This is a genomic window from Streptococcus sp. 27098_8_109, from assembly GCF_041432295.1.
In the GTDB taxonomy this organism is placed as follows: domain Bacteria; phylum Bacillota; class Bacilli; order Lactobacillales; family Streptococcaceae; genus Streptococcus.
In genome coordinates this window covers 26,646-44,479 of the sequence record NZ_JAPVZJ010000002.1, presented here as the reverse complement: position 1 = coordinate 44,479, position 17,834 = coordinate 26,646, and the positions used below count along the sequence as shown (strand labels likewise).

18 protein-coding genes are annotated in these 17,834 nt (G+C 37.7%); 14 read left to right on the top strand and 4 right to left on the bottom strand.

The window, feature by feature from the left end; all coding sequences use genetic code 11:
* The first annotated feature begins 23 nt into the window (after window positions 1–23).
* From O3664_RS01185 to O3664_RS01160, 6 genes are all read left to right on the top strand, one after another.
* Window positions 24–389 (top strand): hypothetical protein, encoded by a 366-nt coding sequence (locus tag O3664_RS01185; protein WP_004254402.1) that lies wholly within the window; start codon window positions 24–26, stop codon window positions 387–389.
* A gap of 217 nt (window positions 390–606) precedes the next feature.
* A complete protein-coding gene (locus O3664_RS01180; protein ID WP_084946490.1) occupies window positions 607–1,488 on the top strand; it encodes a diacylglycerol kinase family protein in 882 nt (293 codons plus the stop codon).
* A 63-nt stretch (window positions 1,489–1,551) separates the two neighbouring features.
* Window positions 1,552–2,055: a hypothetical protein gene (locus O3664_RS01175; RefSeq protein ID WP_001086568.1), complete on the top strand. Its 504-nt coding sequence runs from the start codon at window positions 1,552–1,554 to the stop codon at window positions 2,053–2,055.
* A gap of 161 nt (window positions 2,056–2,216) precedes the next feature.
* Window positions 2,217–3,959, top strand: a complete 1,743-nt coding sequence (locus tag O3664_RS01170) for a glycoside hydrolase family 13 protein (RefSeq protein ID WP_371613511.1) — start codon at window positions 2,217–2,219, stop codon at window positions 3,957–3,959.
* A 109-nt stretch (window positions 3,960–4,068) separates the two neighbouring features.
* Complete coding sequence (locus tag O3664_RS01165; RefSeq protein WP_000420556.1) at window positions 4,069–4,380, top strand: hypothetical protein; 312 nt, start codon at window positions 4,069–4,071, stop codon at window positions 4,378–4,380.
* Window positions 4,381–4,383: 3 nt separating this feature from the next.
* Entirely contained in the window at window positions 4,384–5,100 is a 717-nt protein-coding gene (locus O3664_RS01160; protein ID WP_261115821.1) for an alpha/beta hydrolase, read from the top strand.
* A 128-nt stretch (window positions 5,101–5,228) separates the two neighbouring features.
* On the opposite strand, the gene O3664_RS01155 is transcribed toward O3664_RS01160, so the two are convergent.
* Genes O3664_RS01155 through O3664_RS01145 form a run of 3 tightly spaced genes read right to left on the bottom strand, consistent with a single transcriptional unit; the run spans window position 5,229 to window position 7,078 of the window.
* Complete coding sequence (locus O3664_RS01155) at window positions 5,229–6,044, bottom strand: TIGR03943 family protein (protein ID WP_371613510.1); 816 nt, start codon at window positions 6,042–6,044, stop codon at window positions 5,229–5,231.
* Window positions 6,041–6,946, bottom strand: coding sequence for a permease (locus O3664_RS01150; protein WP_261049694.1), 906 nt, complete (start codon window positions 6,944–6,946; stop codon window positions 6,041–6,043). Before O3664_RS01150 ends, O3664_RS01155 begins: the two co-directional genes overlap by 4 nt.
* Window positions 6,947–7,078, bottom strand: a complete 132-nt coding sequence (locus O3664_RS01145; protein WP_004234728.1) for an SPJ_0845 family protein — start codon at window positions 7,076–7,078, stop codon at window positions 6,947–6,949.
* A 155-nt stretch (window positions 7,079–7,233) separates the two neighbouring features.
* Here O3664_RS01145 and O3664_RS01140 point away from each other — a divergent pair, with 155 nt between their 5' ends.
* The 8 genes from O3664_RS01140 (at window position 7,234) to O3664_RS01105 (ending at window position 16,647) form a co-directional block, all read left to right on the top strand.
* On the top strand, window positions 7,234–7,614 hold the full coding sequence (locus tag O3664_RS01140) for a PBECR2 nuclease fold domain-containing protein (RefSeq protein ID WP_173876747.1): 381 nt from the start codon (window positions 7,234–7,236) through the stop codon (window positions 7,612–7,614).
* A gap of 426 nt (window positions 7,615–8,040) precedes the next feature.
* The gene (locus tag O3664_RS01135; RefSeq protein ID WP_371613509.1) at window positions 8,041–10,170 is read left to right on the top strand and encodes a Tex family protein; all 2,130 of its coding nucleotides are present in this window, start codon (window positions 8,041–8,043) and stop codon (window positions 10,168–10,170) included.
* Complete coding sequence (locus O3664_RS01130) at window positions 10,157–10,606, top strand: SprT family protein (protein ID WP_371613508.1); 450 nt, start codon at window positions 10,157–10,159, stop codon at window positions 10,604–10,606. The genes O3664_RS01135 and O3664_RS01130 overlap by 14 nt, the downstream gene beginning before the upstream one ends.
* A gap of 58 nt (window positions 10,607–10,664) precedes the next feature.
* Entirely contained in the window at window positions 10,665–10,937 is a 273-nt protein-coding gene (locus tag O3664_RS01125) for a PspC domain-containing protein (RefSeq protein WP_001085044.1), read from the top strand.
* A 197-nt stretch (window positions 10,938–11,134) separates the two neighbouring features.
* Window positions 11,135–11,806 carry a hypothetical protein gene (locus tag O3664_RS01120; RefSeq protein ID WP_125443171.1) on the top strand — a complete coding sequence of 224 codons (672 nt, stop codon included), beginning with the start codon at window positions 11,135–11,137 and terminating at the stop codon, window positions 11,804–11,806.
* A 3-nt stretch (window positions 11,807–11,809) separates the two neighbouring features.
* On the top strand, window positions 11,810–13,354 hold the full coding sequence (locus O3664_RS01115) for a hypothetical protein (RefSeq protein ID WP_371613507.1): 1,545 nt from the start codon (window positions 11,810–11,812) through the stop codon (window positions 13,352–13,354).
* A 544-nt stretch (window positions 13,355–13,898) separates the two neighbouring features.
* A complete protein-coding gene (locus O3664_RS01110; RefSeq protein WP_000173372.1) occupies window positions 13,899–14,657 on the top strand; it encodes an ABC transporter ATP-binding protein in 759 nt (252 codons plus the stop codon).
* Between the two features lies 1 nt (window position 14,658).
* On the top strand, window positions 14,659–16,647 hold the full coding sequence (locus tag O3664_RS01105) for an ABC transporter permease (RefSeq protein ID WP_371613506.1): 1,989 nt from the start codon (window positions 14,659–14,661) through the stop codon (window positions 16,645–16,647).
* Between the two features lie 42 nt (window positions 16,648–16,689).
* Here O3664_RS01105 and O3664_RS01100 read toward each other — a convergent pair whose 3' ends face one another.
* The gene (locus tag O3664_RS01100; RefSeq protein ID WP_371613505.1) at window positions 16,690–17,385 is read right to left on the bottom strand and encodes a VIT family protein; all 696 of its coding nucleotides are present in this window, start codon (window positions 17,383–17,385) and stop codon (window positions 16,690–16,692) included.
* Between the last annotated feature and the right edge of the window lie 449 nt (window positions 17,386–17,834).

Below are 17,834 nucleotides of genomic sequence, written 5' to 3'. Positions count from 1 at the left end.
TAAAATTAAGAAAAGAGCCTAGTATGAAATCACATAGTTTGTTTTGTTTTAATGGAGTAATATCATTAACGTGTTCTCCGTTTATTGCTTATGCTTTTTTATATAGATGGGAGTTAAGGTTTATTAACGGTGCTCTTCGTTTTGTTGATAAGCCGGGATGGGCATTCTCAATGAACCTAATTAGTTTCATGTTTCTTATTTGTGCTATACTTGCAATTTTCATTTATAAAAAAGAAGAAAATGGTCGTAAGAAAAGCTTTTTATTTCTCTTAGCGGCATCTATTACAGGTTTCGTACCGTTTCTCTCAATTTTTTCTGCAATTTTTGCATTCATTTCGGGAATATTGTATATAGGTGACTTTAATAAATTAGCAAAAAAAATTAAGTAAGAAGTTAGCAATAATAAAACTTTGTTTTAAAAAGCTAAAGTGTAAAAAAATGTCATTTTCATTTTTTCTACTAGACAATATGCTTACCGTATCGTAGATTATTTTGATCTCCAGTACGTCATATTTCTCTTTTCTGTATTTTCATTGTATAATAGGATTACATTTACTTGCATACGACGAAATGTAAACATTTCTATTTAAAATTAAGGAGAAATTAATGAAAAAGGCGATGTTAATTATCAACCCTACCTCTGGTGGCGAGAAGGCTTTGGATTACAAAGATAAGCTGGAAAATAAAGCAAAAGAATACTTTGAGCACGTGGAAACCAAAATTACCGAAAAAGCGCTGGATGCAACACATTTTGCTGAGGAAGCTTCTAGTGAAAAATACGATGCAGTGGTTGTGTTTGGTGGAGATGGGACTGTCAACGAAGTCATTTCGGGTATTGCTGAGAGAGACTACATTCCTAAGTTAGGGATTATCCCAGGTGGGACGGGTAACCTCATTACGAAACTGTTGGAAATCAATCAAGACATTGATGGCGCGATTGATGAACTGGATTTCAACTTAACCAATAAGATTGATATCGGTAAAGCGAATGACAATTATTTTGGTTATATCTTTAGTATCGGTGCTCTTCCTGAAGCGATTCATAATGTTGAAATTGAAGATAAGACAAAATTCGGTATTTTAGCCTATGCTGTAAATACCATGAAGTCTGTCATGACGGATCAGGTCTTTAACATTAAGGTTGAGACAGAAAATGGAAATTATGTTGGTGAAGCTAGCCATGTTTTGGTTCTCTTGACAAATTACTTCGCTGATAAGAAAATCTTTGAAGAAAACAAAGATGGCTATGCCAACATTTTGATTCTGAAAGATGCTTCTATATTCTCTAAATTATCCGTTATTCCTGATTTACTAAAAGGAGATGTTGTCGGCAATGATAATATTGAGTATATCAGAGCGCGTAATATTAAGATCTCTTCAGATAGTGAATTGGAGTCAGATGTTGATGGCGATAAATCGGATAACCTACCTGTAGAAATCAAAGTCCTAGCTCAGCGAGTAGAAGTATTTTCAAAACCGAAAGAGTAGAAGGTAAAAATTAGTTTATTATTCACAACGAAATTAAGTCCTATATCAACGATTGGAGGAGGAATGAATTCTCTATTTGATGAATTTCGAATAATTTGTTCTCATTTAAACCAAATCGGAATCACTCCGACGCTCATGGGGTCTTTGGGGTTTGAATACCGTTCAAATGAAGAATGGAGGCCGTCTGACATTGACATTCATGTGCCTGGTGATCCTAGAGGTTGGGAAGCGCCTGATCATCTCAGAATTTATGAGTGGGACAAGATAATGAAAGTGATGAAACACTTAGGCTATGACTTAATAGATATTCATGAGCATGAATTCAAAAAAGATGGACTGAGTGTTGAATTCGGAAGTATCGATTCTTTACCTGATTTTGCAGGAGTTTCGGAATCGGATATAGAGCTGATTCATCTCGAAAACATCACTTTTCGCGTTCCAAGTTTGGAACAGTTTTTAAGTATTTACAAGGCTTCTTCCCAAGATTCCTATCGAAATGATCACAATAACAATAAGGATTTTAAAAAAATAGAGTGGTTGCAAAGATATTTTTTAATCATCATTTGAAAAGTAGCAAGTTGTAAGACTGGCTGCTTTTTTATTTATAGAACCAAACCACTAGAATCTACGGATAAGCCTTGAAAATAAAATACGAAAGTAGTATACTAGAATCACAATTATGAAAACGTTTGCGTAAAATTGGAATTAAAACTTTAGGAGACAAATTGATGGAATTAAGTGCTATTTACCATAGGACTGAGTCGGAGTATGCCTATCTTTATAAGGATAAGAAGATTCATATTCGTATCCGGACCAAGAAAGATGATATTGAAAGCATCAACTTGCATTATGGGGATCCTTTTATCTTTATGGAGGAGTTTTATCAGGATACAAAGGAAATGCCCAAGCTGACTTCTGACGCCATCTTTGATTATTGGCAGGTTGAAGTGTCCGTTGACTTTGCACGTATCCAGTATCTCTTTGAAGTCATGGATACAGAAGGTCAAAGTATTTTGTATGGTGATAAAGGTTGTGTGGAAAATTCTCTAGAAAATCTTCATGCTATTGGGAATGGATTTAAGTTGCCCTATCTTCATGAGATTGATACCTGCAAGGTTCCTGACTGGGTTTCAAATACGGTATGGTATCAGATATTTCCTGAGAGATTTGCCAATGGAAATGCTCGATTAGACCCAGAAGGGACTTTAGACTGGGATTCATCTATCACACCTAGTAGTGATGATTTCTTTGGTGGTGATTTACAAGGCATTATTGACCATCTGGATTACTTGCAAGACTTGGGCATTACTGGTCTTTATCTCTGTCCCATCTTTGAATCGACGAGCAATCACAAGTACAATACGACGGATTATTTCGAAATTGACCGTCATTTTGGAGACAAGGAAATCTTTCGAGAGCTGGTCGAGCAAGCGCATCAGCGAGGTATGAAAATCATGCTGGACGCTGTATTTAATCATATTGGTTCGCAATCTCCTCAATGGCAAGATGTTGTCAAAAATGGTGAGCAATCTGCTTATAAAGATTGGTTCCATATTCAACAATTCCCAGTGACGACTGAAAAACTTGCTAATAAGAGTGACTTACCCTATCATGCTTTTGGTTTCGAGGACTATTTGCCTAAGCTAAATACAGCTAATCCAGAGGTCAAGGACTATCTTTTAAAGGTTGCGACTTATTGGATTGAAGAGTTTGATATCGATGCTTGGCGTTTGGATGTGGCTAATGAGATTGACCATCAGTTTTGGAGGGATTTTCGTAATGCAGTTTTAGCTAAAAAGCCTGATCTTTATATCCTAGGAGAAGTCTGGCATACGTCTCAGCCTTGGTTAAATGGAGATGAGTTCCATGCGGTCATGAATTATCCTTTATCTGATAGTATCAAGGACTATTTCTTACGAGGAATTAAGAAGACAGACCAATTCATCGATGAAATCAATGGTCAGTCTATGTATTACAAGCAGCAGATTTCAGAGGTCATGTTTAATCTCTTAGATTCGCATGATACAGAGCGAATCTTGTGGACGGCCAATGAGGATGTTCAACTGGTTAAATCAGCCCTAGCCTTTCTCTTTTTACAAAAGGGAACACCCTGCATCTATTATGGAACCGAGCTATCCTTGACCGGAGGACCGGACCCAGATTGTCGACGTTGTATGCCTTGGGAACGTGTATCAAGTGACAATGATATGCTGAATTTCATGAAGAAGCTGATTCATATTAGAAAACAAGCGTCAGCAACCATTCAGCATGACAAGTATAACCTCCAAGAAATCAAACCAGATCTAGTAGCTTTGCAGTGGAAATATGAAGGGCGAATCCTCAAAGCGATTTTCAACCAATCAAAGGAAGATTATCATTTACAAAAAGAAGCAGTAGCACTAGCAAGCAATTGCCAAGAATTGGAGAATCAGCTTGTGATCTCTCCAAAAGGATTTGTGATTTTTCATTAAAGAGCGACAGGAAAATTGTAGTATAGAGAAGATTTTACAAGCAGACTATTTGTCGTCTTGCTGCAATTGGTATATAATTTAACTTAAAGAAAATAGGAGGACTGACCGAATGGAATTAAAAGATTTTACAGAAAAAGAACAGGAAATGATTAAGAAGGGGCTTACGACGTCTAAGATTAGTGACAAGGAAACTGCTGAAAAGATTCTTGCGCTAGTACCACAAGACTTGATTAAGCGAATCCCATTTTTCGTCAGAAAACATGCTACGACACGTACGATTAAACGCATTTCAATTGAACACCCTGAACTCTACGCTGCAGCTCAAACAAGTGGTGAAATTCCAGAAAAAGAACGCGAAGAATTACGTCAGATTATCACGACTATCTTTGAACAAAAGATGAATAAGCATAGTATTAAGTAGAGAATGAAAAAATATTTTATTGGCGGTCTGGGAAGCAATATCTATCATAGCAAGGATTTTCTTCAAGAACTAGATTCGCAGGTTTATTTTCTAAGTCCATATGAAAAGCATCTTCGAGATGAAACAGAATTGAAATTATGGTTTAAAAATGAGATTGTAGAAGGAGACTCTATCTGTCTGATAGGTCATTCTCTTGGAGGAGATTTGGCGCGTTATCTTGCATCGGAATTTTATGAAGTGACAAAACTGATTCTTTTGGATGGTGGCTATCTAGATTTAGATAAGATTTTACCTTTAGATGTGGAATTAGAGGAAACAAAAAACTATATTGAATCTCAAGTTGTTTCGGACTTAGATGTTCTTATTTCTAAAGAAAAATCTGAAGCAAAGCATTGGTCAGAAAATATGGAGGAAGCTGTAAGACAGTCCTATCACTGGAATGCAGAGTATAATAGATATGAGTTGGCTATAAATTATGAAAATATAGAAGCGATACTCCGTCTACGAAGAAAAATCCAAGCTTTTAAGAGAGAAGTGGGAGATACCTTGTTTATTAGTCCTCGCTATCCTAATGAAGCTACATGGAGAGAGGACGCCCTAAAAGAATTGCCAGACTATTTTGATACTATTTTTCTAGAAAACGTTAGCCATGAGCTTTATACTGAAGCACCCAAAGAAATCGCTAGTCTGATTAATGAGTGGCTCGCTTATTCTCACTGAGCTACTTATGTTATAAGATTTAAATCTACAAATCATTAATACTCAGATAACAAAAAACGAACAGGCTCTTTTTCTGTCATTCAGAAGAGAACTTGTTCGTTTTGTTTTTTATGTTTTTATCTCGTTTTTTAAAACACGCGATACACATAAGGATTTTCTGGTTTATCGACTTTTGTAAAGCTATCGATTTCCAAGGTTGGGAGGTTTTGTTTGAGTTCTTTATGGTAGTGATTGACCAGTTTTCCTTTGGCAGTAATCCAAGTGTTGTCCTCATACTGACGGGTATTTCCCTTGGTCAGCAATCCATAGACACCTGAATCTGCGATACAGTGAATAATGCCAAAGCGGAACAAAAATTGGCTATTGGCATGACTGGGGTCGTTATAGACAAAGCCTGTGAACTGGACTGTCTTACCCTCAAACTCATCTGGATAGTCGTAGATAGCCTCCATGACTTCCATATAGTTTTCATTAGTGATCTGAATACTATTTTGGGATAAGTATTTATCCGCCGCAGTTCGCATTTCCTTTTCATAAGCTGATTTTGAAAAATAAGAACTGGTATCTGGTTTCAAATATTGGCTTGTCGTCCCTTCGCTTGTCTGAATGGCTTGATCCGTGCCTTCTGATAAGGGGAAATGATAGCCTTTTGCTGAAACGGTCTGAGAATCCAAGCTAACAGTTGGAAAAGTTAAACCGACGACAATCGGAATAGCCAGAAGAGCAACACTTGTCACCTTTGCCAATCGGCTGTTCAGATGACTGTGGGTTTTGACTTGCTTCATCCAGATATACAATTGAACAATAGCCAAGATAAAGGAAAGCACCATGGAAATATAGGCTAGATAGGAATAGTGCATGTTGATGTACTGGTTTAATTTTCCGGACAGATGGAGATAAATAGTCAATTCAAAATAGCCAGCTAAAACTAAAAATCGAATCATAGGATGACTCCAATCAAGAGAGAATATACTAAGACAACGAGTGTCACAATCGTAATGAAGTGACCGATAAATCGTGCTTTCAAGTAATTTTTCATCATGAGAATATTTTTGATATCCAGCATTGGACCAATAACGAGAAAGGCCAGAACTGGTGGCAAGCCGAAACTTGAGAGAAGAGAAGCACCGATAAAGGCATCCGCCTCACTGCAGAGAGAGAGAAGAAAGGCCAAAAGCATCAAGAGCAGGATGGCAAAAAGAGGGGTCGCACTAATAGAGGTCAGAATCCGAGTTGGAACGTAGACCTGTATCATAGAGGCAAAGAGACAGCCAAATACCAAATAGCGTCCCGTATCAAAAAATTCATCAATGGCCTGCACAAAGACCTGAAAAACTTTTTTTGCAGGGGTCAAGTGAGAAAAATCATGTTCATGACAGGCCAAACGATTTTCTTTTTGAATCGGTTCTTGCCAGAAAAATCCTAGAAAAATCCCAAGTATCACAGCCACAACAATGGAACCCAGAGCTCGTAACAGGGCGACGTGGAAGGAGTTGCCAAAGGCAGAATAGGTCGCAAAGAGAACAATGGGATTGATAACAGGCGCTGTTACGAGAAAGGGAACAGCCGTGTAACTAGGAACCTTCTTTTCCAGAAAACGATTGATAATGGGGACGATCCCACATTCGCAAGAAGGGAAAAGTATACCAACGAAGGTGCCAAAAAAGATTCTCCCCCAACGATTTCGAGGGAGAAAATGATAAACCTTGTCAGGTGTGATATAGACCTCAATCAGCCCTGAGACAATACTTCCTATCAGAACAAAGGGTAGGGCTTCAATGATTATAGAGAGAAAAATAGCCCCAGTCTGAAGCACACTAGACGGGAGTTGTTGGAAAGCAGTCATCTAGTTTTTCTTTTCTGCTTTGGCTTTTTTCTCTTTGTCATCAGGGAAAGTGACTTGTTTCAAATCAGGGAGTTTCGCAAACTCCTCAAACATCTTATCTAAGTCGTCCGTTTTTGTAAATTTTACAGCCATAGGTGTACCTCGATTCTAAATTCTACCCCTATTATACTATTATTTTGAGGAAAAGGGAAAAGTTAAAATTGAGTATCTAACGAATAATAGAGCGTGATATATCCTAATATACACTATGATTGTGATATAATAATTGTGGAATAATGGAGGAAATGATGGAACATAAAAAGATCGGTCAGGTTACTGACGAGGTAAAAGAAATTTTTAATATTGTTCTTGAAGCTAGTGATATCAAAGTTAACAAAGAAGGTTTAAGAAGTCATATGTTGAAACGGCATCATAATGATGTGATTCATCATATCGAAGACCTGGAACTTATACTAAGTAATCCAGATTTCGTTGGGGTCAATCCACGAGAGAAAGATGCTAGTTTTGAATATGTTAAAAGATTTGATGATAATGTTCTTGTTGCCATCAAGTTACATAAAAGTGGAGATTTCTTTTATGTTCCGACCATGTATCGTTTACAAGATTACAAGTTACAAAGTCGTATTAAGTCTGGTAGATTGAGAAAACTTGACAAAAAAAGTAGATAGTGCTAGAATAATATTAACGAAAGACATTTGAGGGCAGAAAGGTTCCTGCCGCACCTTGAAAAAGGTATCTGAGATGCTGGGTACACCGACCAGCCAAGTGTCCGTTATTTCAAAGGAGGGAGCTTAAATGCTCCTTTTTTTGTTTAAAAATTTCAAAAAAGATTATCCCCACCGCAGGCTCAGACTTGCGATTTTTTATTTGCTCTGAAAATTGATTCGTTAACTTCAACAAATAGTTTTATAAAGCGTTTTGTAAAAAATAAAAACAGTGAAATTACTCATAGATTCTTTTGTAATCTAGTAGAATTTTAAATTGAAACCTTCTCAATGAATAGAATATTGAAATGAAGTAAATTTATTTCCCAACTTATGTTTTAAAATTGTAAGAGGTAATTTGAAACGTTTAGCTTATGGTATAATAGATTCATGGATAAAAAATATGAAAAAATCTCCCAGGATTTGGGAGTGACGTTAAAGCAAATTGATACTGTTCTAAGTTTGACAGCTGAAGGGGCGACTATTCCCTTTATTGCGCGTTATCGCAAGGATATGACTGGTAGTTTGGATGAGGTGACAATTAAGGCCATTATCGACTTGGATAAAAGCCTGACAAATCTCAACGACCGTAAGGAAGCTGTCTTAGCTAAGATTCAAGAACAAGGCAAGTTGACCAAGGAATTGGAAGAAGCTATCTTAGCTGCCGAAAAATTAGCAGACGTTGAAGAACTCTATCTTCCTTACAAGGAAAAACGTCGAACCAAGGCAACCATTGCTCGTGAAGCTGGACTCTTCCCTCTTGCTCGATTAATCTTGCAGAATGTAGCGGACTTAGAGAAGGAGGCTGAAAAGTTTGTCTGTGAAGGATTTGCGACAGGTAAGGAAGCCTTGGATGGTGCAGTTGACATTTTGGTCGAAGCCTTATCGGAAGATGTGACCTTGCGCACCATGACTTATCAGGAGGTGCTAAGACACTCTAAAATCACTTCTCAAGTCAAGGATGAAAGTCTTGATGAAAAGCAGGTTTTTCAGATTTATTATGATTTTTCAGATACGGTTGGAAATATTCAGGGCTATCGTACCTTGGCGCTCAATCGTGGGGAGAAGCTAGGTGTCTTGAAGGTCGGTTTTGAACATGCAACGGACCGTATCCTTGCCTTCTTTGCAGCTCGTTTCAAGGTGAAAAACGCCTATATTGATGAAGTGGTTCAGCAATCTGTTAAGAAAAAAGTCTTGCCAGCTATCGAGCGCCGTATTCGGACAGAATTAACTGAGAAGGCAGAAGAAGGTGCTATTCAACTCTTTTCTGACAACCTGCGCAATCTCCTCTTGGTTGCTCCGCTGAAAGGGCGCGTGGTTCTTGGATTTGACCCTGCCTTTCGTACAGGTGCCAAGCTAGCTGTCGTGGATGCAACAGGAAAAATGCTGACAACTCAGGTCATTTATCCTGTCAAACCAGCCTCTGTTCGTCAAATCGAAGAAGCCAAGAAAGATTTGGCAGATTTGATTGGTCAATATAGCGTGGAAATTATTGCCATCGGAAATGGAACTGCTAGTCGGGAAAGTGAAGCCTTTGTGGCGGAAGTTCTTAAAGATTTTCCAGAAGTCAGCTATGTTATCGTCAATGAAAGTGGTGCTTCTGTCTATTCTGCTAGTGAATTAGCTCGTCAGGAGTTTCCTGACTTGACCGTTGAAAAACGCTCTGCCATTTCTATCGCCCGTCGTTTACAAGATCCTCTTGCAGAGTTAGTTAAAATCGATCCTAAGTCAATTGGTGTCGGTCAATACCAGCACGATGTCAGCCAGAAGAAATTGTCTGAGAGTCTGGACTTTGTCGTGGATACCGTGGTGAACCAAGTCGGTGTCAATGTCAATACGGCCAGCCCAGCTCTTCTTTCACACGTCGCTGGACTCAATAAAACCATCTCTGAAAATATCGTCAAATACCGTGAAGAAGAAGGAAAAATCACTTCACGAGCTCAAATTAAGAAGGTTCCGCGTCTGGGTGCCAAGGCTTTTGAACAGGCAGCTGGTTTCCTCCGTATCCCTGAAAGTAGCAATATTCTAGATAATACAGGAGTTCACCCAGAAAATTACAGTGCTGTTAAGGAGCTCTTCAAACGTTTAGATATTAAAGAACTAAACGAAGAAGCCCAAGGCAAACTCAAGTCGCTTTCAGTCAAGGAAATGGCGCAAGAGCTAGACCTTGGTCCCGAAACTCTTAAAGATATCATTGCAGATCTTCTCAAACCAGGTCGAGATTTCCGTGATTCCTTTGATGCACCTGTGCTTCGCCAAGATGTCCTAGATATCAAAGACCTAGTGGTTGGGCAGAAGCTGGAAGGTGTTGTGCGTAACGTCGTTGATTTCGGTGCCTTCGTTGACATTGGGATTCATGAGGACGGTTTGATCCATATTTCCCACATGAGTCGCAAGTTTATAAAGCACCCTAGTCAAGTGGTGTCAGTTGGAGATTTGGTGACCGTTTGGGTTAAGAAAATTGATACTGAACGTGAAAAAGTCAATCTGTCGCTTCTAGCTCCAAATGAATCTGACTGATTACGTTAAGCAAGTTTCGCTAGAAGACTTCGGTAGACCTTTTATCCATCAAGCCCAGTGGAATAGGCGTCTACGTTCGACAGGTGGGCGATTTTTCCCAAAAGATGGGCATTTGGATTTTAATCCCAAGGTTTATCAGGAACTGGGGTTGGACGTTTTTAGGAAAATTGTCCGCCATGAACTCTGTCATTATCACCTTTATTTCCAAGGGAAGGGCTATCAACACAAGGATCGGGATTTTAAGGAACTGTTGAAAGCAGTGGATGGATTACGCTTTGTGCCTTCCTTGACAAATAGCAACTCCAAACCACTCAAGCTCTATCGTTGCCAATCCTGCCGGCAAACTTATCAGCGCAAGCGAAGGATTGATACCAAACGCTATCGCTGTGGAGTTTGTAGAGGTAAATTGCTACTAATAAATCAGCCTGAGGACTGATGAAAGCCGAGCCTACCCGTGATATACTATGTCTAACCTAGCAGAAAGAGGAAATATCATGAACAGTAAATTTTATAAAATGAGACGAAATCGCATGATTTCAGGAGTTCTGGCGGGTCTGTCAGATAAGTGGAACTTTGATGTTACCCTTGTTCGTTTCTTGTTTGCCATTTTTACAGTTGCAAACTTTGGACTTGGCGTGATTATCTATATCATCCTAGCTTCTATCATGCCAACCAAGGAAGAAATCGAAGCAGAAATGTACGGAACAGGCCCACGTAAACGCAAAGAAGCTCAAGCCATTGACGATAATGAAGGCTGGTTTTGGTGAGTTAAATAAGAAAATAAGCTTTGTATTATAGAAGACAAGGCTTTTTTTCATCTTGTCAGAATCTATGGCTAAATGGTATAATAAGCGTATAAAACGATTTTGATTATTATAGTGAAAAATTTTTCAAGAATCTATAAAGAGAGTTACTAAAAGAAATCATAATCGAAAAATAATATTCATAAAATGTGGAGTTTTTTATGTTCGAACTAAATATAACAAAGTTAATTATTGTATGTGATGAGAGTACAGTTGGATATGCTAATTACTTACGCCAACTTGTAAGTGCTAATGACGATGAAGAAGACGTAATTATAGGAACTAAAGATGGTGCAATTAAAGTAAGTGTTTGGTTAGAAAAGCATTATTTAGATAATATGTCTACAATATCGTCTAATGAACATGTTTTGTTTATAGGAGAAAATCAAGCTAGTAAAGATGAAATACCAAGTATGACTGTAAAATTTGACCAACTTGGAATGAAATATGGATGGTTAGGCAAGCGTGGTATGATGCTAGTTTCAAGTACTATAGATAACCCAGATAGTTACAATGAATTTATTAATCTCTGTAGTGACTACAAGACTGAGTTTGAACTAATAGAGTTTAAAAAACCACTTCATGAACAAGCACTAGACGCAGCTGTTGGTGTTATGGGTGATATTCCTGATATTATGATGAATGTTGGAAATACATTATTATCTTTCTTGGGACCTGTGCCAGCTATTGCAGCAGATGCAGTTAATGCGGTTGCAGAAGCTACTAAATGGATTACAACAACAGAAGATCAGAGAAAAATTACAGATCAACAATATCGCGCTTTAACATTAATATTATATATGGATGGATTATCTGAGTTCTTGGAGGGATAATGAATGGAAGGCTTTAGAGAAGGATACGAATTCTTTCAAAAGCATGCAGGTAATTTTGCAGGACATACTGCTGGTGTACATTATTTAGACTCTGTAGAATCAGAGATAAAGAAGTTGGTGAATAATCTAAATGAATTTGAATATAATGGTGCACGTATAGATACACTAAAGGGAGATGTTGCTGAGTTTTGGCATGCTGGGACTTTTAATATTAATGCAGCTATTAATTCTTCAAAAAACAGGGTACAAGTTGATCGTAGCCATGACTTTGGCTCTGCTGATATTACAGGAATAAACTTCGATGCTGAATTTGGTTTAAAATATTATAAGGATGGGACAGCAAGTGCAATTCAGCAATCGAAAAGTATTTTAAATCGTTTCAATGAATATAAAGCTCGAGGTGGGAATGATAATCTCGAGAAATATTTAGAAGAACGGGGATTATCAGCTGAAACAGATTTAAATTCTCCAGTTTACGCAGGTCAGTATAGAGTAATTCCATCAGATCAGTTAGAAGAAGGGACTATGTCTTTAGAGCGAAAAATAAGCGAAGATGCTGTAAAGCGACCGGAGCAAGTTTATCGCCGTGAAGAGACTCTAGAATTACTCAGTGATAGAGTTAAAGATAATGAGGGAAATGAATCGATTCCTTTGTCGGAACAGGAAGCACGTGAACTTGCTACTTTGTCTAAGGAGGGTGGAGTAAATCCTGAGGATTTACACTTAACAACTGAAGATCTTATTAAATACATTGATATATTAAAGAAATCATACAAAGCAGGATTAACAGCTGCCACAATATCAATGGTTTTGAAAGTTGTACCGGAAATCTGGAATGCAATAGCTTATTTAATTAAGAATGGATATGTCGATGAAAAACAATTTAAAAAAATAGGTTTTGCAGCACTTACAGGAGCAGGAGAGGGGTTTGTTCGAGGAACGGTATCTGCTGCAATTACCGCAAGTTGTCTGTCTGGTGTGCTTGGAAAGACTTTTAAAAAAGTTAATCCATCGGTAGTAGGTGTAGTGACAGTACTAGTAATGAACTCGATGAAGAGCTCGTATAAAGTATTTACTGGTGAGATGAATAGAAGTGAGATGGTGAACGAGTTAATTAAAGAAATGTTTATTACAACCTGTGCATTTTCAATGGGATTATTAGGAAATGCATATATTAAAATTCCTCTACCTAATTTTCTTTCTAAACTTAATAAAGTTGTCCCTTTAGGATACATGATTGGTAGTTTTGTAGGATCGATAGCTGGTTCTGTAATTTACTCTTCAATATATAATCCAGTACTATCATTTTGTGTCGATTCAGGATTTACTCTATTTGGTTTAGTGGATCAAAATTACGAGTTGCCAGAAGAAGTATTAAAAGAAATAGGAATTGAAGTTTTTGAATATGAAAAGTTTGAATACGAACCGTTTGAATTTGAGAAGTTTGAATACGAGCGATTTGAATATGAACAATTTGAGTATGAGAAACTTCATACGATATTCTTAAGAAGAGGAATTATAGGTGTAAATTGTGTAGGATATTTATAATACTTGGATTGGATGTCTTTTATAAGTACGAGTATATTTATAATTATATAAGACAATTTATTTCTATCCGAAATTATTTTTTTAAGTTAGATAAGTCAATAACTATTAAATGATAAAATAGAAACGCAAAGAAGCCCAAGCCATTGACGATAATGAAGGCTGGTTTTGGTGAGGTAGAAACAGTTATTTTACTGTCAGTCTATGAATTCGACTAATCTATTTTAAAATTTTTGAACCCTTGTATCCGCAAGGGTTTTCTTCTTACTTTCTTTTTATGGTAAAATATTTTTAATGAAATGGCTACATTTCCTCCAATCTTACAAAAATGTAAGATTAAAGTCTCTTTTGTAAGGTTAGGTTATGGCAAGCAGTCTTTTTTTGATGTAAACTAGACTCATAAAGAACAAAGGAGTAACATCATGAAACAAATCTTACATAAGAAAACAAGAAAACCAAGCCATAAAGATATCGAGCGTGTTCAGCTGGGATGCGCTATGATGCAAGCAACATTTCATTTGATGGGATATTAAGAAAGGAGATTCTCATGACACTTTTAGATGTAAAACACGTTCAAAAAATTTATAAAACTCGTTTTCAGGGCAACCAAGTAGAAGCCCTCAAGGATATTCACTTTACCGTCGAAAAGGGTGACTACGTTGCCATCATGGGTGAGTCTGGTTCTGGTAAATCAACTTTGCTCAATATTCTAGCTATGCTGGATAAACCAACTCGTGGTCAGGTTTACTTGAATGGAACTGACACCGCAACCATTAAAAATTCACAGGCTTCTAGCTTCCGTCGTGAAAAGCTGGGATTTGTCTTCCAAGACTTTAATTTGTTAGATACTCTCTCTGTAAAAGATAATATCTTGCTTCCCCTTGTCTTGTCAAGAAGACCCATTACGGAGATGATGAAGAAATTGGTGGTGACAGCTGAAAATCTGGGTATCAACCAATTGCAAGAGAAGTACCCTTACGAGATTTCAGGTGGGCAGAAGCAGCGTGTAGCAGTAGCCCGCGCCATCATCACAGAACCTGAAATTCTCCTTGCAGATGAGCCAACAGGAGCTCTTGACTCCAAATCATCTGCAGCACTTCTTGATGTTTTTGATGAAATCAATGAGCGCGGGCAAACCATTCTTATGGTAACTCACTCAACAGCTGCGGCCAGCCGAGCTAAACGTGTTCTTTTCATCAAGGACGGCATTCTTTACAACCAAATCTACCGTGGAGAAAAAACAGAGCGTCAGATGTTCCAAGAAATCTCTGATACCTTGACTGTCATGGCAAGCGAGGTGAATTAGTATGTTTCGATTAACCAATAAGTTAGCGGTATCGAACTTGATTAAAAACCGCAAACTCTACTATCCTTTTGCGCTGGCTGTTCTCTTGGCAGTCACTGTCACCTATCTCTTTTACTCTCTAACCTTCAATCCCAAGATTGCTGAAATCCGTGGAGGAACAACCATTCAGGCTACACTTGGATTTGGTATGTTTGTCGTCACCCTTGCGTCAGCCATTATCGTCCTCTATGCCAATAGTTTTGTCATGAAGAACCGTTCCAAGGAATTAGGAATTTATGGCATGTTGGGCTTGGAGAAGCGTCATCTTATCAGTATGACCTTTAAGGAGTTAGTGGTATTTGGGATTCTAACTGTTGGAGCGGGTATCGGTATTGGAGCCTTGTTTGACAAGTTAATTTTCGCTTTCTTGCTCAAACTGATGAAATTGAAGGTTGAGCTGGTCGCTACCTTCCAAATGAATGTTGTCATTGCAGTACTTGTTGTCTTTGGATTGATTTTCCTAGGCCTCATGTTCCTGAATGCCCTTCGAATCGCCCGTATGAATGCTCTCCAACTCTCTCGTGAGAAAGCTAGTGGTGAGAAAAAAGGTCGTTTCCTACCTCTCCAAACTATTCTTGGTTCCATAAGTTTAGGGATTGGCTACTATCTTGCCCTTACTGTAAAAGATCCTCTTACAGCCTTAACAACCTTCTTCTTAGCTGTTTTACTGGTTATCTTTGGGACCTATCTCTTGTTCAATGCAGGTATTACCGTTTTCCTTCAAATCTTAAAGAAAAACAAGAAATACTATTACCAACCTAATAACCTCATATCTGTTTCCAACTTGATTTTCCGTATGAAGAAAAATGCAGTTGGACTAGCAACTATCGCTATTTTGTCAACAATGGTTTTAGTAACCATGTCAGCAGCGACAAGCATTTTCAATTCCGCAGAATCCTTTAAAAAAGTTCTAAATCCTCATGATTTTGGGGTTTCAGGACAAAATGTTGAAAAAGAAGATTTGGACAAACTCTTGAGCCAGTTTGCAAGTGACAAAGGTTATAAGATTAAAGAGAAAGAAGTAATTCGTTATACTTACTTTGGTGTTGCAAACCAAGAAGGAAATAAGTTAACACTTTTTGAAAAAGGACAAAATCGTGTCCAACCCACAACAGTTTTTATGGTATTTGACCAAAAAGATTATGAAAATATGACTGGTCAAAAACTGTCTCTATCAGGAAATGAGGTCGGACTCTTTGCCAAGAATGAGGGAGTTAAAGAACAGAAAACTCTAATTCTGAATGATCATCAATTTTCTGTCAAAGAAGAATTTAATAAAGATTTTATTGTCAACCATGTCCCAAATCAGTTTAATATTTTGACTGCTGATTACAATTATCTTGTTGTACCTGATTTACAAGCCTTTTTGGATCAATTCCCAGATTCGGCTATCTATAATCAGTTTTACGGTGGTATGAATGTAAATGCCAGTGAAGAAGAACAACTCAAGGTCGCTGACGAGTATGATAAATACCTCGATCAATTTAATGCTCAATTAAACACGGAAGGTAGCTATGTTTATGGTAGTAATTTATCAGATGCTAGTGCTCAAATGAGTGCCCTCTTTGGTGGTGTCTTCTTTATCGGTATTTTCCTATCCATTATCTTTATGGTCGGAACGGTTCTGGTCATCTATTACAAACAAATTTCTGAAGGCTATGAAGACCGTGAACGCTTTATTATCTTGCAGAAAGTCGGTTTAGATCAAAAGCAAATCAAGCAAACCATTAACAAACAGGTTTTAACTGTTTTCTTCCTTCCTTTGCTCTTTGCCTTCATACACCTAGCCTTTGCCTACCATATGCTTAGTCTGATTTTAAAAGTGATTGGTGTAATAGATACGACTATGATGTTGATTGTGACCTTGTCTATCTGCGCTATCTTCCTCATCGCCTATGTGCTGATTTTCATGATTACTTCAAGAAGTTATCGCAAGATCGTGCAAATGTAAAAAAAGATACCTCGACTTCAAAATCGAGGTATTTTTTGTGTTCTAAATGCTGAAAAGTTGTCCAAGTAAGAAGGTAACTCCCATGGTTAAAAGACCAATAGCGAGGTTCCGAATCATAGCCGTTTTGGTTGGGGCTTTTCCAAGTTTGGCACTAGTGTAACCAGTGAGAAGAAGGGCCACACCGACGATAAGGACGGTAGCAGGGATGCGGTATTCCCTTGGGAAAATGGTAATTGAAAGCATTGGTGGTAAGCTACCAAGGAAAAAAGAAACAAAGCTAGAGATGGCAGCATGCCAAGGATTGGTAAACTCTTCACACTCTATCCCATATTTTTCCTCTACCAAAGCCTTGAGCGGATTATTTAAAAAGGCTTTGTTGGTGAGAAGTTGGGCTGATGTTTCACACTCGCCATTTTGAATATAGGCAGCATAGAGGGACTTTTTGGCTAGTTCCATATCTTGGTCTAGCAAGAGTTTCTCACGCGCAACGGCCGCTTCCTCAGTATCTTTTTGAGTTGAAACGGACACATATTCTCCACCAGCCATTGAGAAGGCACCAGCTAGGATAGCAGCAAACCCTGATAAAAAAATAATCCAGATATTGCTAGTAGCACTAGCAACCCCGATAACCACACCAGCAATGGAAATAATTCCATCGTTAGCACCAAGAACACCCGCACGCAGGATATTTAACCGACCTGCAAAATTTGAATCGATTTCGTGATTTGTTTCTGACATACTATTCTCCTTTTTATCCAGTATAAAGGAAAAATATAGGGAAATCAATCTTTTAAAAGTATCTGAAAAAAGTTGCACGGTTTTAATGATATAAAAATGTCGACATCTTCTCTGATAGATTAAACACCAAAGGTAAAGAGTATAGAATAGCATAAAAATTTTAAATAAAATACGATAAACATTTTGTTCACTTTATAATCGTTTACAAGAGAAAAATTAGTGTAAAATCAAATAAAATCCAAATATTTTACGAACTATTTTTATATTTTCTTCGTAAACCGCTTTACAAGTTCTTAAAAACGTGATATAGTAATAAAGCTTAGAAAATGAGATGATGTTTTCTAGCAAATATAAACCCGAGTAAAAAATGCCTACGGACAGGCAGGGTTGAATGCCGAAGCGTGGTTGAAAAACCACATTATTGATAGGGTTAAAAGCCTACTTTTATA